The 14,450-nt window shown below is 60.9% G+C and carries 17 protein-coding genes; 5 read left to right on the top strand and 12 right to left on the bottom strand.

Going from position 1 to position 14,450, the window contains the following annotated elements:
• Nucleotides 1-6: 6 nt before the first annotated feature.
• Together flgC and flgB are read right to left on the bottom strand one after the other, a co-directional pair.
• Nucleotides 7-411 (bottom strand): flagellar basal body rod protein FlgC, encoded by a 405-nt coding sequence (flgC, locus tag BHU62_RS09740; RefSeq protein WP_004934826.1) that lies wholly within the window; start codon nucleotides 409-411, stop codon nucleotides 7-9.
• A gap of 5 nt (nucleotides 412-416) precedes the next feature.
• On the bottom strand, nucleotides 417-830 hold the full coding sequence (gene flgB, locus BHU62_RS09735) for a flagellar basal body rod protein FlgB (protein ID WP_073531730.1): 414 nt from the start codon (nucleotides 828-830) through the stop codon (nucleotides 417-419).
• Between the two features lie 160 nt (nucleotides 831-990).
• Between flgB and flgA the strand changes: the two genes are divergently transcribed.
• From flgA to BHU62_RS09710, 5 genes are all read left to right on the top strand, one after another.
• Nucleotides 991-1,644, top strand: coding sequence for a flagellar basal body P-ring formation chaperone FlgA (flgA, locus tag BHU62_RS09730; RefSeq protein WP_073531729.1), 654 nt, complete (start codon nucleotides 991-993; stop codon nucleotides 1,642-1,644).
• 127 nt (nucleotides 1,645-1,771) lie between these two features.
• Complete coding sequence (flgM, locus tag BHU62_RS09725) at nucleotides 1,772-2,083, top strand: flagellar biosynthesis anti-sigma factor FlgM (RefSeq protein ID WP_019452957.1); 312 nt, start codon at nucleotides 1,772-1,774, stop codon at nucleotides 2,081-2,083.
• Between the two features lie 40 nt (nucleotides 2,084-2,123).
• Nucleotides 2,124-2,558, top strand: coding sequence for a flagella synthesis protein FlgN (locus tag BHU62_RS09720; protein ID WP_073531728.1), 435 nt, complete (start codon nucleotides 2,124-2,126; stop codon nucleotides 2,556-2,558).
• A 229-nt stretch (nucleotides 2,559-2,787) separates the two neighbouring features.
• Entirely contained in the window at nucleotides 2,788-3,159 is a 372-nt protein-coding gene (locus tag BHU62_RS09715; RefSeq protein WP_033647787.1) for a type II toxin-antitoxin system RelE/ParE family toxin, read from the top strand.
• Nucleotides 3,156-3,458 carry a helix-turn-helix domain-containing protein gene (locus BHU62_RS09710; protein ID WP_073531727.1) on the top strand — a complete coding sequence of 101 codons (303 nt, stop codon included), beginning with the start codon at nucleotides 3,156-3,158 and terminating at the stop codon, nucleotides 3,456-3,458. The genes BHU62_RS09715 and BHU62_RS09710 overlap by 4 nt, the downstream gene beginning before the upstream one ends.
• 2 nt (nucleotides 3,459-3,460) lie before the next feature.
• Here BHU62_RS09710 and BHU62_RS09705 read toward each other — a convergent pair whose 3' ends face one another.
• From BHU62_RS09705 to cheW, 10 genes are all read right to left on the bottom strand, one after another.
• Nucleotides 3,461-3,865 (bottom strand): flagellar protein FlhE, encoded by a 405-nt coding sequence (locus BHU62_RS09705; RefSeq protein WP_073531726.1) that lies wholly within the window; start codon nucleotides 3,863-3,865, stop codon nucleotides 3,461-3,463.
• The gene (gene flhA / locus BHU62_RS09700; RefSeq protein ID WP_073531725.1) at nucleotides 3,865-5,943 is read right to left on the bottom strand and encodes a flagellar biosynthesis protein FlhA; all 2,079 of its coding nucleotides are present in this window, start codon (nucleotides 5,941-5,943) and stop codon (nucleotides 3,865-3,867) included. The genes BHU62_RS09705 and flhA overlap by 1 nt, the downstream gene beginning before the upstream one ends.
• Nucleotides 5,936-7,087, bottom strand: a complete 1,152-nt coding sequence (gene flhB, locus BHU62_RS09695; RefSeq protein ID WP_073531724.1) for a flagellar biosynthesis protein FlhB — start codon at nucleotides 7,085-7,087, stop codon at nucleotides 5,936-5,938. The genes flhA and flhB overlap by 8 nt, the downstream gene beginning before the upstream one ends.
• Nucleotides 7,088-7,252: 165 nt before the next feature.
• A complete protein-coding gene (gene cheZ / locus BHU62_RS09690) occupies nucleotides 7,253-7,897 on the bottom strand; it encodes a protein phosphatase CheZ (RefSeq protein ID WP_073531723.1) in 645 nt (214 codons plus the stop codon).
• 10 nt (nucleotides 7,898-7,907) lie between these two features.
• Nucleotides 7,908-8,297 carry a chemotaxis response regulator CheY gene (gene cheY, locus BHU62_RS09685; protein ID WP_004934862.1) on the bottom strand — a complete coding sequence of 130 codons (390 nt, stop codon included), beginning with the start codon at nucleotides 8,295-8,297 and terminating at the stop codon, nucleotides 7,908-7,910.
• Nucleotides 8,298-8,398: 101 nt separating this feature from the next.
• Nucleotides 8,399-9,448 (bottom strand): protein-glutamate methylesterase/protein-glutamine glutaminase, encoded by a 1,050-nt coding sequence (locus BHU62_RS09680; RefSeq protein ID WP_073531722.1) that lies wholly within the window; start codon nucleotides 9,446-9,448, stop codon nucleotides 8,399-8,401.
• Nucleotides 9,448-10,320 (bottom strand): protein-glutamate O-methyltransferase CheR, encoded by an 873-nt coding sequence (gene cheR, locus BHU62_RS09675; RefSeq protein WP_073531721.1) that lies wholly within the window; start codon nucleotides 10,318-10,320, stop codon nucleotides 9,448-9,450. Before cheR ends, BHU62_RS09680 begins: the two co-directional genes overlap by 1 nt.
• 28 nt (nucleotides 10,321-10,348) lie before the next feature.
• The gene (locus BHU62_RS09670; RefSeq protein ID WP_073531720.1) at nucleotides 10,349-11,974 is read right to left on the bottom strand and encodes a methyl-accepting chemotaxis protein; all 1,626 of its coding nucleotides are present in this window, start codon (nucleotides 11,972-11,974) and stop codon (nucleotides 10,349-10,351) included.
• Nucleotides 11,975-12,050: 76 nt separating this feature from the next.
• Nucleotides 12,051-13,721, bottom strand: a complete 1,671-nt coding sequence (locus tag BHU62_RS09665; protein WP_073531719.1) for a methyl-accepting chemotaxis protein — start codon at nucleotides 13,719-13,721, stop codon at nucleotides 12,051-12,053.
• Nucleotides 13,722-13,917: 196 nt separating this feature from the next.
• Nucleotides 13,918-14,418: a chemotaxis protein CheW gene (cheW, locus tag BHU62_RS09660; RefSeq protein ID WP_073531718.1), complete on the bottom strand. Its 501-nt coding sequence runs from the start codon at nucleotides 14,416-14,418 to the stop codon at nucleotides 13,918-13,920.
• Nucleotides 14,419-14,450: the final 32 nt, after the last annotated feature.

The following is a 14,450-nucleotide window of genomic DNA, read 5'->3' as shown; positions in this document are numbered from 1 at the left end:
CTCCGGTTACTGACCCAGCGTCAGGGTTTTCATCATCATCGACTTGGTGGTGTTGAGCACCTCGACGTTGGCCTGGTAGCTGCGGGACGCGGAAATGGTGTTGACCATTTCTCCCACCACGTCGACGTTCGGCATGCGCACGTACCCCTTGGCGTCCGCCAGCGGGTTGCCCGGTTGATACACCAGACGCTCGGGCGCCGGATCGTCCACCACCTGCGCAACGCGCACGCCGCCGGTCGGTTGCCCCGGCGCCGCGGCAACCTGGAACACCACCTGCTTGGCGCGGTAAGGTTCACCATCCGGGCCAGTCACGCTGTCGGCGTTGGCCATGTTGCTGGCGCTAACGTTCATGCGCTGGGATTGCGCCGATAACGCCGAGCCGGAGATATCAAAAATATTCAGTAAAGACATGCGCCTTATCCTTGTTGCAGCACGGACATCATCCCTTTGATCTGACCGTTGATCAGCGTCAGGTCGGTCTGATATTTCAGGCTGTTATCGGCAAAGTTGGTGCGTTCGCGATCCATGTCCACCGTGTTACCGTCCACCGACGGCTGATCCGGCACCCGGAACAGCAGATCGAGCTGCGGCGGCTGCATGTTTTGCGCCGGAATATGGCGCGCCGCCGTTAGGTTGAGCGCCATGCCGTTGCCGCTGACGCGCCCCTGTTCCAGCACCTTGTTCAATTGGCTGGCGAAATCAATATCCCGCGCCTGATAACCCGGTGTATCTGCGTTGGCGATGTTGGCGGCCAGAATTTCCTGCCGCTGGGCGCGCAAGTTCAGCGCCTCTTGGCCAAAGCGCAGAGCCGCGTCCAGTTTGTCGAGCATGCTCCCTCCGCGAGGTTAGAATTTGGAGCCGACAGCATAAACGCCCCCTGCGCCACCCTATCGCGGGAATAAACGCAAAATGGGGCGCTATTTATCTGCTTAGCCTGCGCGCGCTGCGGGTACACTTACGCGTATTCCGATGACGCTTGAGAAGATGACGATGAAAGGTAAAATGCTGCTGCTTATCGGCCTGTTGTGCAGCCTGAACGCGCGCGCCGACGATCTGGCGATGCAAATCGAAAGCTTCATCAAAGGTAAATTCAGCGGCGATCCGGTGCAGGTGAAAGTGCTGGTGCGCACGCCGCCGAACCAATGGCCGGCCTGCGAGTTGCCGCAGCTGTCGCTGCCGCCCAACGCGCGGATCGGCGGCAATATCAGCATTTCGGCGCGCTGCGGCCAGGAGCGGCGTTTTATTCAAACGCAGGTGCAGGTATTTGGCCACTATCTCACTGCGGCGCGCGGCATCAGCGCCGGCAGCCACTTGACGACGGCGGATCTGATGCTGAAGGAAGGCCGGCTCGATACCCTGCCGCCGCGCGCACTGACCGAACCTGGCAAAGCGTTGGGCGCCGTCAGCCTGCGCAATATCAGCCCCGGCCAGCCGCTGACGCTCGCCATGCTGCGCCGCGCCTGGGTGATCAAGGCTGGGCAGCCGGTGCAGGTGACCGCACAGGGCGAGGGGTTCAACATCAGCGGTGCGGGCAAGGCGATGAACAATGCCGCCGCCGAGGACAGCGTGCGCGTGCGCATGGCCTCCGGGCAAATCGTTAGCGGCGTGGTCGGGGACGACGGCATGATTCGCATTACGTTATAAAAAAGTAAAGGTTTCGCCAACCCTGCCGATAAGACAAATTAAGCAGCATTTTATTGGCCATCAGGGCCGAAAAACTTTCATTGCAGCGTCGTCGCCCGCGCGGTAACGGCGTAAACGGAGATGGACCATGAGTATCGATCGCACCCAGCGGTTACAGCCGGTTTCCACTGTGCAGCCGCGTGAAACCCCGGCCGACAACCCGCTCCAGCCGCGTAAAGCCGCCGTGGCCGAAACCGCCGTCAGCGGCACGCAGGTCAAACTGAGCGAGGCACAGGCGCGCCTGATGCAGCCGGGCACCCAGGATATCGATATGGGTCGGGTCGAGGCCATCAAACAGGCGATCCGTAACGGCGAGCTGAAGATGGACGCCGGCAAAATCGCCGACGCGCTGCTGCAAGACGCACAGAGCGATATTCAATGGATCGCCGGGCGCGACTGACGACGCGGCGACGAATAGCGGTAAAGGATAAGTCATCACTATGGAAAACCTGGCACACCTGCTGGATAAACTGTTGGAAGCGCTGGCGGCGCTGGACAGCGTACTGGTGGAAGAACACCATTTACTGTGCTCCGGTCAGTTGCCGGGCGTGGCGCTGCAACGCGTGACCGACGCCAAAAGCCAACTGTTGGCGACGGTCGCCTACCTAGAGCAACAGCGCCTGGGGCTGGAAAAAACCTGCGGGCAACGCGCCCCCTACGCCAGCCATCCGCCTTTGGCCGATCGCTGGCAGCGCGTGCAGCTGCTGAGCCAAACGCTGCGTGAGAAGAACCAGCACAACGGCCTGCTGCTCAATCAGCAGATCGATCACAACGCTCAGGCGCTGGCGATCCTCAGCAAGAACAATAAATCGCTGTATGGCCCGGACGGCCAGTCGCACGCCGGCAGCCTGCTCGGCAGAAAAATCGGCGTCTAACGCCCCTGCTTTCGCCCGGTGTGCACACCGCCGGGCGCGGGTTTACCCGGTTCTGGCCCCCTCTCGCATTTTCTCTTTATCGCTTTCTGAATTCCCTTAACGTTATGCGCCAAGCTGCGCAGAACGGATATTTGCCTGTTCCCCATCACTCCCTATTTCGTCATCTTAGCTCGGTCGTTAAACATCTTGATCTGTACCCATTAAGGGTATATTTTCACACGGAGAGTGAATGACCGACATTTATCTCACAAAAGCCTTCCAGACATTTGCCGGCGACGAACGCATCAGTGACGCCACGATAGTGAAAGCGGCGCGAGAGATGCAAAATCAGTTGTACGACGCCAATCTCGGTGGTTGCGTTTACAAAAAACGCATCGCCCGGATGGGGAGTGGAAAACGGCGCGGGTATCGGGTATTAATCGCAACGGCAGATGAAGGCAGGATCTTTTTCATGTATGGCTTTGCCAAAAACGAAAGAGACAACATCAATCAGGATGAGTTAATTTCCTGGCGGCATTTGGCGGCGCTGTATCTGGATTATTCACCATTCAGACTGTATCAGCTGGTCAACTGCGGGGAATTAATAAGGTTACAACTATGAGCAAGATGCTGAAATCGATCCACCAGGAAGTTCAGGGCCTGCACCGCGGCGGTTTCGTCGACGACGTGACCATGCGCACCTTCGACATGCTGTGCCTGCGGCCAGTGAAACAGTTCGGGCCGGCCGAGATCCGCGCGCTGCGCGAACGGGAAAACGTCAGTCAGCCGGTGTTTGCCCTGTATCTCAACGTCAGCAAAAAGGCGGTGCAGAAATGGGAGCGCGGCGAAGCGCAACCGAACTCCGCCGCAATGAAACTGCTGTCACTGGTGGAACGCAACGGCCTGCAAATTCTGGCCTGATCCTACTGGTAATTGACGATCACCTGATTGCCAATCACCCGCAGCGGCGGGTTCAACCCGCCTTGCGACTGTACGTAATAGACGAAGCGCAATTCCGCATTGGCCGGTTCGCCCTGCAAACCGTTGCTGCTGCCGCTGCCGCCGCCCAGCGGAATGCAGCGGTTCACCGTGCACAGCTGGGCCTGCAGCCCGGCCGGCTCCGGCCCCAGCAAACGGTAGCGCCAGCTGACGCTGGTGATGCGCGCATTGGCATCCGGCAGCGCGTTCGGTGGCCGCAATCCGGCGGACTCATCGCGCATGCCGCCCTGTTCCAGCGTCACGCCCGCCCCATCAGCCACCCAGGAACCGGACACCGCGCCGGCAGTCAACGGCGCCAGCAAACACAACACGAACAGACAGCGCTTCATCAGGCGGCTCCGATAGTCGAGGTCATGCGGATCTGGCGATCGTCGTTAATCTCGAGGTTGGACAGCACCACGATCTGCGGCAGACTGCGGCGCAGGAAGCGCGCCAGCAAGGCCCGCAGCGCATGGTTGACCAGCAGCACCGGCGGCGCGCTGAGCATCTCTTGCCGCTGCAGCGCCTGGCGCGCCTGATCCAGCAGGCGATCGGCCAGCCCCGGCTCCAGACCGCCACCGCCCTGCAACGCCTGCAGCAACAGGCGCTCCAGCTGGGTATCCAAGCCGATGACCTGAATCTCGCCGTTGCCCGGGAACCACTGCTGCGTGATCGCCCGGCCCAGCGCCACCCGCACCACGGTCGTCAGCTCATACGGATCGCTTTGCGCCGGGGCATGCTCCGCCAGCGTTTCGACGATGGTGCGCATATCGCGGATAGAAACACGCTCGGTCAGCAGGTTTTGCAGCACCTTGTGCAGCGTGGTCAGCGACACCACGCCCGGCACGAAGTCTTCGGTCAGTTTCGGCATCTCTTGCGACACGCGGTCCAGCAACTGCTGGGTTTCCTGGCGGCCAAACAGCTCGCTGGCGAACTGACCGATCAGATGATTGAGGTGCGTCGCCACCACGGTGCTGGCCTCCACCACGGTAAAGCCCTGGATCTGCGCCTGCTCGCGCAATGCGCTGTCGATCCACACCGCTGCCAAGCCGAAGGCCGGATCGACGGTTTTATCGCCCGCCAGATCGCCCACGGCATTGCCGGGGTTGATCGCCAACCAGCGGCCCGGCTGCGCTTCACCGCTGCCGATCTCCACGCCTTTCATCAGGATGCGGTAGCTGGCGGGCGGCAATTCCAGATTGTCACGAATGTGCACGACCGGCGGCAGATACCCCATGTCCTGCGCAAATTTCTTGCGGATGCCGCGGATACGACCGAGCAACTCGCCGTTCTGTTGAAAATCGACCATCGGAATCAACCGGTAGCCCACTTCCATCCCCAGCGGATCTTCCAACTGCACGTCGGCCCAGCTGGCCTCGGCGGCCTGCGGGTTGTCCGGCATCGCCGGCGCCTCCACCGCTTTCGGCGCCTGTTGCTCACGGCCGCGCAGCCACCAGGCCAGGCCCAGCAAAGCGGCGGTAAACAGCAGGAACACCAGGTTCGGCATGCCCGGCACCAGGCCCAACAGCCCCAGCACCCCGGCGCTCAGCAGCATGACGCGCGGGTTGTTGAACAGCTGGCCGACCATCTGCTCGCCCACGTCCTGATCGGTCGCCACGCGGGTGACGATAACGCCGGCGGCGGTGGAGATCACCAACGCCGGGATCTGCGCCACCAGGCCGTCACCGATGGTCAGCAACGTATAGCTTTCCGCCGCCGCTCCCAGTTCCATGCCGTGTTGCACCACGCCGACCAACAGGCCGCCGACCACGTTCAGCACCATGATCATCAGACCGGCGATGGCGTCGCCGCGCACGAACTTACTGGCGCCGTCCATCGAACCGTAGAAATCGGCTTCCTGGGTCACTTCGGCGCGGCGTTTCTTCGCTTCATCTTCACCGATCAAACCGGCGTTGAGGTCGGCGTCGATCGCCATCTGTTTACCCGGCATGCCGTCCAGTACGAAACGCGCGCCCACTTCGGCGATACGCCCCGCACCCTTGGTGATCACCATGAAGTTGATCAGCACCAGAATGATGAACACCACGATGCCGATGGCGAAGTTGCCGCCCACCAGGAAGTGGCCGAAGGCTTCCACCACGCGGCCGGCGGCGGCGGAGCCGGTGTGCCCTTCCAGCAAAATGATGCGCGTCGACGCGACGTTGAGCGACAGACGCAGCAACGTGGAGAACAGCAGAATGGTCGGGAAAGCGGCGAACTCGAGCGTGCGCTGGGTAAACATCGCCACCAGCAGCACCATGATCGACAGCGCGATGTTGAAGGTAAACAGCAGATCGAGGATGAACGCCGGCAACGGCAACACCATCATCGACAGGATCAGCAGGATCAGCACCGGGCCGGCCAACACCTGCCACTGCGTATCTTTAAAATTACCCGGCAAACGAAGCAGGGAGGCCAAATTAGCCATCAGAGTCACTCTCTCTCGCAAAATCCAGTGCTTCCGGCACCGGTAAACGTTCAGGTTTTTTCGGGATCAGGCCGCCCTCGCGCCGCCAGCGACGCAGCTGGTACACCCAGGCCAGCACTTCGGCGACCGCGGCATACAGGGTGGCCGGAATATGTTGTCCAATCTCGCTGTGCCGGTACAGCGCGCGCGCCAGCGGCGGTGCCTCCAGCATCGGAATGCGGTGCTCCGCACCCAGTTCGCGGATGCGCAAGGCGATTTCGCCGGCCCCTTTGGCCAGCACTTTCGGCGCGCTCATTTTCTTGTCGTTGTACTGCAACGCGACGGCATAGTGCGTCGGGTTGGTGACGATCACGTCCGCCTTGGGCACGTCAGCCATCATGCGGCGCCGGGCGATCGCCCGCTGCTGCTGGCGGATGCGCCCCTTGACGTGCGGATCCCCTTCCTGGTCTTTGAATTCGTCGCGGATATCCTGCTTGGTCATCTTCAGTTTCTTGAAGTGGCTCCACAGCTGATAGAACACGTCGAACGCCACCATCGGCGTCAATCCCAGCACCACCAGAAAACCGCAGAACAGGATCATCTGCAGCGCATTGCCCAGCGCGTCGAGCGGTTGCTGGGTCATCAGATGCAGCATCGCCGCCCAGTTGTGCCACAGATAAAGGCCGGTCACCCAGCCGACCAGCGTCGCTTTCAGGATCCCTTTCAGCAGCTCGGCCAGCACCTGGCTGGAAAAGATGCGCTTCAAGCCGGACAATGGATTCAGCCGCTTAAAATCGAACTTGATCGACTTGCCGCTGAACAGAATCCCCCCCAACAGCATTGGCGCGGCGAGCGCTACCAGAACCAGCCCCGCCATGATAGGCAACAGCGCCAGCACCGCCTGACGCAACAACATGCCCAGCTGGCGCACCATCTGTTTATCGTTGCTGACCATGCCGTGGTCGAAATTCAACCCTTGCGTGAGCATCGCCGCCAGCTGTTGCGCCATGTTGCTGCCGGACATCAGGATGATCGCCAGGCCGGAGAGCAGCATCAGTACCGAGGTCAGCTCACGGGAACGCGGGATCTGGCCGTCTTCACGCGCCTTCTCCAGCCTGTGGGGCGTGGGGGCCTCGCTTTTTTCCAGATCGCTGTCTTCAGCCACGAAACGCCGTTCCTGTGTCGGGAGGGTAAAGAATGGCGGTCAGCATGCCAAAAAAATGGCGATGTCATTGGCGGAACAACGGGGAAAAAGGCGGGTTATTTAGGGGATGAGACGAAAACTGCGCGGAATGTTGTCGGGGCGCGCCGTCGCGCGCCCCGATAAGCGTCAGAAACCGAGGCTGTCGAGCAGATCGTCGACCTGCGCCTGGTTGGCGATCACGCCGACGCCGTTCTGGTCGAGCTGCGGGCCGTTCAGCAGGCTGTCGTTCGGCCGTTTTTCCTTCACCGGCTGCTCCGGCATGTTTTCCATCAGCACCATCAGCAGCTGCTTTTCGATCTCCTGCACCACGTCCATCATGCGCTTGATCACCTGGCCGGTCAGATCCTGGAAGTCCTGCGCCATCATGATCTCCAACAGCTGGGCGTTGGTGAACGCCGTATGATCCGGCACCTGCTCCAGATACTGGCGCGTGTCGTTAACCAACGAACGCGCGTCGTCCAGCTCGATGGGGTTGGCGAACCACTCGTCCCAGCGCCCTTTCAACGCGTTGGCGCCGGATTCCAGCTCCGCCTGGCGCGGTTGCGCCGCCTCCACGCAGTTCAACGCCCGTTCCGCCGCCTGCGCCGTCATGGTTACGACATAGTCAAGACGGTCGCGCGCATCCGGGATCGCCTCTGCCGCCTGGGCGATCGCCTGATCGAGCCCCAGTTCGCGCATGCTGTCGCGCAGCATTCGGGTCAGTTGGCCGATGCGGGAGATGATCTCTCCCGCGGTCGCTGCATCGCTGGCAGGCATTGGAATGTCTCTCATCGCCCTCTCCTTACATGCCCAATTTTTCAAAAATCTTGTTGAGCTTTTCTTCCAGCGTCGCCGCCGTAAATGGTTTCACTACATAACCGCTGGCGCCGGCTTGCGCCGCCGCGATGATATTTTCTTTCTTGGCTTCCGCCGTCACCATCAGTACCGGCATCGCGGCCAGCGCGCTATCGGCGCGGATGGTTTGCAACAGCTCCAGCCCGTCCATGTTCGGCATGTTCCAGTCGGACACCACGAAGTCGAAACCGCCGGCGCGCAGCTTGTTCAGCGCATCTGCGCCGTCTTCAGCTTCTTCAACGTTGTTGAAGCCCAGCTCTTTGAGCAAATTTCTGACGATGCGGCGCATGGTAGAAAAATCGTCCACAACCAGAAATCTGAGGTTCTTGTCTGCCATTGTTACTCCTGAAATAGTTAACCGTTTAATGATGCAAAACCGCAGGCCACCGCGCGGCGGCCGTGGTCATATCGCCGCCGGGTAGACCCTGCGGACTAAAATCAAATGCGCAATGCCTGGCCGCCGGCGATCTGCGCCAGCATACGCTGGCTCATTCTGTCCAGATCGACTACTTCGCTCACGCCGCCGCTGGCGATCGCCTCACGCGGCATGCCGAACACCACGCAGCTCGCCTCGTTCTGCGCCAGGGTGTAAGCCCCGGCACGGTGCATTTCCAGCATCCCCGCCGCGCCGTCGTTGCCCATACCGGTGAGGATCACCCCCACCGCATTGCGGCCGGCATACTGCGCCACCGAGCGGAACAACACGTCGACCGACGGACGATGGCGGTTGACCGCCGGGCCGTCATGCAGCTTCACCTGATAGTTGGCACCGCTGCGCGCCAGCTCCAGGTGACGGTCCCCCGGTGCAATGTAGGCGTGGCCCGGCAGCACTCGTTCGCCGTCCTCCGCCTCTTTCACCGTGATCTGGCACAGCTTGTTCAGCCGCTCGGCGAACGAACGGGTGAAGCCCGGCGGCATATGCTGGGTAATCAGCAGCGCTGGGCTGGTGGCCGGCAGCGGCTGCAACACCTGACGGATCGCTTCGGTGCCGCCGGTGGAGGCGCCGATGGCGATCAGTTTTTCACTGCTCAGCAGCGGTGCATGGCTGAGGATCGCCGGCGCCGGGCTGTTGTTGCGCTGCGGCAGGCGCGCTCTGGCGGCGGTGCGGATCTTTTCGGCGATCAGCTCGCTGTAGGCCAACATCCCCTCGCGAATGCCGAGCTGCGGCTTGGTGACGAAGTCCACCGCGCCGAGTTCCAGCGCGCGCAGCGTGATCTCCGAGCCTTTGCCGGTCAGCGAAGAGACCATCACCACCGGCATCGGCCGCAGGCGCATCAGCTTCTCGAGGAAATCCAGCCCGTCCATGCGCGGCATCTCGACGTCCAGCGTCAGCACCTGAGGATTAAATTTTTTGATCAGATCGCGCGCCACCAACGGATCCGGCGCGGTCGCCACCATCTCCATATCGGCATGGCCGTTCACGATTTCCGTCATCAGCTGACGCATCAGCGCCGAATCGTCTACGCATAACACTCTGATTTTACTCATTACTTCTCCTTGGTCAGCCCATATACGGTCTGCCCACGCAAGTAGAAATCCCGGCTGATCTGGCTGAAATTCTCGGAGTGGCCGGCGAACATCAGCCCCCCCGGCTTAAGCAAGGGAACGAAGCGGCGCAGGATGCGCTCCTGCGTCGCCTTATCGAAATAGATCATGACGTTGCGGCAAAAAATGGCGTCAAATTGCCCCGGCAACGCCCACTCCGGCGCCAGCAGGTTCAGCGGCTGAAAGTTCACCCGCGCCGCCAGCTCCGGTCGCACGCGCACCAGCCCCTGATGCGGCCCGGTGCCACGCAGAAAATAGCGCTGCATTTGGGTCGGCGTCAGGGTGCGCAGATCTTCCTGGCGGTAAACGCCCGCATCCGCCTTTTCCAGCACCTGCGTATCGATGTCGCTGGCCCACACCTGGCAGTTGGCGGCGCGTTGCCCCAGCGCATCGCTCAGCGTGATGGCGATCGAGTACGGCTCTTCACCGGTCGAGGCCGCGGTGCTCCAGACGCTGTAGCCGTTCGGCCGCGAACGCGCATGCTCCGCCAGAATCGGGAAGTGATGCGCCTCGCGGAAGAATGCCGTCAGGTTGGTGGTCAGCGCGTTGATAAACGCCTGCCACTCCGCGCTGTTCGGATCGCTTTCCAGCAGCGCCAGGTAGTCGCCGAAATCGTGCAATCCCAGCAGCCGCAAACGGCGCACCAGGCGGTTGTAAACCATCTCGCGCTTGTGTTCCGCCAGCACGATGCCGGCACGTTGATAAATCAACTGGCTGATGCGGCGAAAATGCACGTCCGACAGCGGCAGGCGCTGCACCATTTGCGTCAACATCGACGCAGTATCCCGGTTAGAAGTTGACGGTGCCTGTTTCATGCCGCCTCACCGGGGAAAAACGTGCTGCTTATGCGGTTTGACAATCTGGGGCTTCCTTTACCACGGATAAAACTGCGTTGTTGCTGTTACCTGGCGCGACGAAGTTATCGTCCGCCAGACGGAATACCGCTACCGCATCAGCCAGAGTGATGGCCTGCTCTTCCAGCGCGGTGGCGGCCGAAGCGGACTCCTCCACCAGCGCGGCGTTTTGCTGGGTGACCTGATCCATCTGGGTCACCGCTTGCGTGACCTGCTCGATACCGCGGCTTTGTTCATCCGACGCCGACGCGATCTCGCCCATGATGTCGGTGACGCGAGTCACCGAACGCACGATGTCCTGCATGGTGGCGCCGGAATTTTCCACCAGCACCGATCCGTGTTTGACGCGGCTGACCGATTCGTCGATCAAGACTTTGATCTCTTTCGCCGCCTGCGCACTGCGGCTCGCCAGGTTGCGCACTTCGCCGGCCACCACCGCGAAACCGCGGCCCTGTTCACCGGCGCGCGCCGCTTCCACCGCCGCATTGAGCGCCAGAATGTTGGTCTGGAAGGCGATGCCGTCGATCACGCTGGTAATGGCGCCGATTTTCTGCGAACTGTTGGCAATATCGTGCATGGTGGTTACTACGTCGCCGGCCAGCTCGCCGCCCTTGGCCGCGGTGGCCGAGGCGTCACGCGCCAGCTGAGAGGCCTGCCGCGCGTTGTCGGCGTTTTGTTTCACCGTCGCGGTCAGCTGTTCCATGCTGGCGGCGGTCTCTTCCAGCGAAGCGGCCTGTTGCTCGGTACGGGAAGAGAGATCGTTGTTGCCTTCGGAGATCTCTTGCAGACCGATCAGGATGGACTCCGCCCCGTCGCGCACCGCGCCGACGGTGCCGATCAGCGACTGCTGCGTGCGTTGCAGGCTGGCGAACAGCATGCTGATCTCATTGCGGCCGGACACCTTAATCGGCGTCGCCAAATCACCGGCGGCGATGCGTTCAAAGTGGCTGCGGATCAGGTTCAGCGGTTGCACCAGCATGGTGCGCAACCACCACATCGCGCTGCCGGTCACCACGATCAGCATCAATACCGCCCCCGCCAACATCAGGCCCGCCAGCATGAAGGAGAACTGGTTGGCCTCCTTGGCCTGGTTGATGTCGCCGTTCACCAACTGCAGGTACTGCACGAAATCGGCTTCGAACAGGTCCTGGGTTTTCTGCGTCGGCTGGTCCATAAACGCCTGCAGCTCCCCTTTCTCCAGGAAGTCGATCAGTTCGCGCAGCGCGCCGCGCAGCCGATCGTAGCTGGCCTTGGTGGCTGCCGTCTGCTGGCTCTGCTGTTCACTGCTGCGCTCAACCGCCATAAACTGATTGAAATAGAGATCGGCCTTCTGCAGTGAACTGCGGGCGCTGCTCATCAATTCGTTCACCTGCTCCTGCGGCAATTTCAGCGCCGCGCGAATACCGGCGCGGTTCAACGAGTTGCGCGCCTGCAACAGCGACACCCAGCTCAGGCTGAGCGAATCGCGCTGCTGGCTGCCGAGCGTGATGATGTCAAGATTGTGGTTATCGGAGCGAAACGCGGAATACGACAGGCCGCTGCTGGCCAACTGCAGAACGCAGAAAGTCATCAACAACAGGAACAAGCTGGTAGAGATACGGATTCGGTTAAACACTGTGAACCTCCTTGCAGCCGGCCGGCGACCGGCCTACGTAGGGAAAAGGGCCTCTGCGAGAGAGGCCCGATACCGGTCAGAACGTTTCCCAGTTATCCTGCAGATCGCTGGCGTTCATTTTTTTATGATTGATTACCGGTGTTACCGTCGCCTTACTGGTGACAGGCGCTTTAAACTCTTCCTGGCCTTCCGACCTCAGGCGGAATACCGCTACCGATTGGGTCAGCATGCTGGCCTGCTCTTCCAGCGCCGCCGCCGCCGAGGCGGACTCTTCCACCAACGAGGCGTTCTGCTGGGTGACGCGGTCCATCTCCGCCACCGCCTGGCCAACCTGATCGATGCCGCGGCTCTGCTCGTCCGACGCGGAGGCGATCTCGCCCATGATATCGGTCACGCGGGTGACGGCGTTGACGATGTCGCCCATGGTTTCGCCGGCGCTTTCCACCAGTACCGAGCCCATGTCAACACGGCTGACCGAGTCTTCAATCAGGCCTTTGATCTCTTTCGCCGCCTGCGCGCTGCGCTGCGCCAGGTTACGTACTTCACCGGCCACCACCGCGAAGCCGCGGCCCTGTTCACCGGCGCGCGCGGCTTCCACCGCGGCGTTCAACGCCAGGATGTTGGTCTGGAAGGCGATACCGTCGATCACGCCGGTAATATCGGCGATTTTCTGCGAGCTGCCGGCGATGTCGTGCATGGTCTGCACCACGTTCGCCACGACCTTGCCACCTTTCTGCGCGGTTTCGGACGCGCTCAGCGCCAGCTGTGAAGCCTGGCGGGCGTTTTCGGCGTTCTGTTTCACCGTTGCGGTCAGCTGTTCCATGCTGGCGGCGGTCTCTTCCAGCGAAGCGGCCTGCTGCTCGGTACGGGAGGAGAGATCGTTGTTGCCCGCGGCGATTTCCGACGCGCCGCTGTAGATGGCATCCGCCCCCTGACGCACGCCGCTGACGGTTTCGATCAGTTCGCTTTGCATGTGCTTCAGGCTCGCCGCCAGCACGCCCATTTCATTGCGGCTGGAAACGACGATCTGCTGGGTCAGGTCGCCGGCGGCGATCTGCTTGATGTGGTCAATCATGCGGTTCAGCGGACGCACCAGGATGTGATGGATACCGGTCCAGACCAGTACGATCACCGTCAGCACCACGATCAGGATAACGATCAGCGTCCAAATGGCCGAGTTGTAGGAACTGTTGCTGCCGTCGACCGCGAGCTGATAAAGCTGGCCGTTTTGCTCCAGGTAGGCCTTGTAGGTCTGCTCAAAATTGTCCTGGTAGCTCTGCGTAGGCTGATCGAAGAACGCATTGATCTTGCCTTCACCCAGCAGTTGGATCAGTTCGGAGAGCGCGCCGTACAGAATGTCGTATTGCTGTTTGAGGCGTTCAGCCGACTGGGTGTCCTGGCGCGGATCCTGAGGGATTTTTTCGTAAGCGGCGTAGTGTCTTTCCGCCTCGCCCAGCTCTTCTTTCGCCTTGGCCAGCAGTTCATCAATGGTGGCGCCGCTGCCGATTTTATTGGTATCCATCATGTAGCGAATACCGGCACGGTTCAGGGAGTTGCGCGCCTGCAGCAGGTCAACGCGGCTTTCACTCAGCTGCAGCTGCTGCTGGCGGATAGTTTGCAGGACGGTAAAGTTTTCCTTATCGCTTTTCAGCGAGGAGAAAAAGAGTCCGCCTGAAATCACTTGCAAGGCGCCAAACAGCACCAACACCAGCAACAGGCTGGTGACCACCTTCATACGATTTAACATGATTTCCCTTGTTGAAAGCCCGCGCAGACAGGCTCTGATGACGTTGAATGAGAGAGTTATCGGCGCAGCGCGGTAAAACTTTATGCGGGAAAGTAACTATTTTTAGTGGGGGATCGGCGAACGGCAGGCGGCGCCGCGATAGGTTAGGGATTTTGATGTGCAAAGGGGGCAGCGTCCTGCCCCCTTGGGTCTTTAATCAGACGCTTTTCGCCACGCTGTCGACCAAGGACATCTCTTCGCTGCTCAGCAGCTTTTCGATATCCACCAGGATCAACATGCGTTCGCCCAGCGAACCAAGGCCGGTAAGGTATTCGGTCGCCAGGGTGACCGCAAACTCCGGCGCCGGGCGGATCTGATCGGTGGTCAGCGACAGCACGTCGGAGACGCCGTCAACCACGATGCCCACCACCCGCTGACCGAAGTTCAGCACGATCACCACGGTGTTCTCATCATAGGAAACGCCCTGCTGCGAGAATTTTACCCGCAGGTCGATGATCGGCACGATCACGCCGCGCAGGTTGGTCACGCCCTTGATGAACGCCGGGGTGTTGGCGATGCGAGTCACCTGATCGTAGCCGCGAATTTCCTGCACCTTGAGGATGTCGATGCCGTACTCCTCGTTGCCCAGAGTAAAAATCAGAAACTCTTGCCCTACCGTTTCGCCAGCCAATTTGCTGACGGCTGCCAATCCTGCCATATCATTCACCTTTTAAATCAATAAACTCATTA

It is taken from the genome of Serratia marcescens (genome assembly GCF_001902635.1).
GTDB classification, from domain to species: Bacteria; Pseudomonadota; Gammaproteobacteria; order Enterobacterales; family Enterobacteriaceae; genus Serratia; species Serratia marcescens_F.
Note: the sequence above shows the minus strand (reverse complement) of the source record. Positions and strands in the feature narration are given on the sequence as shown.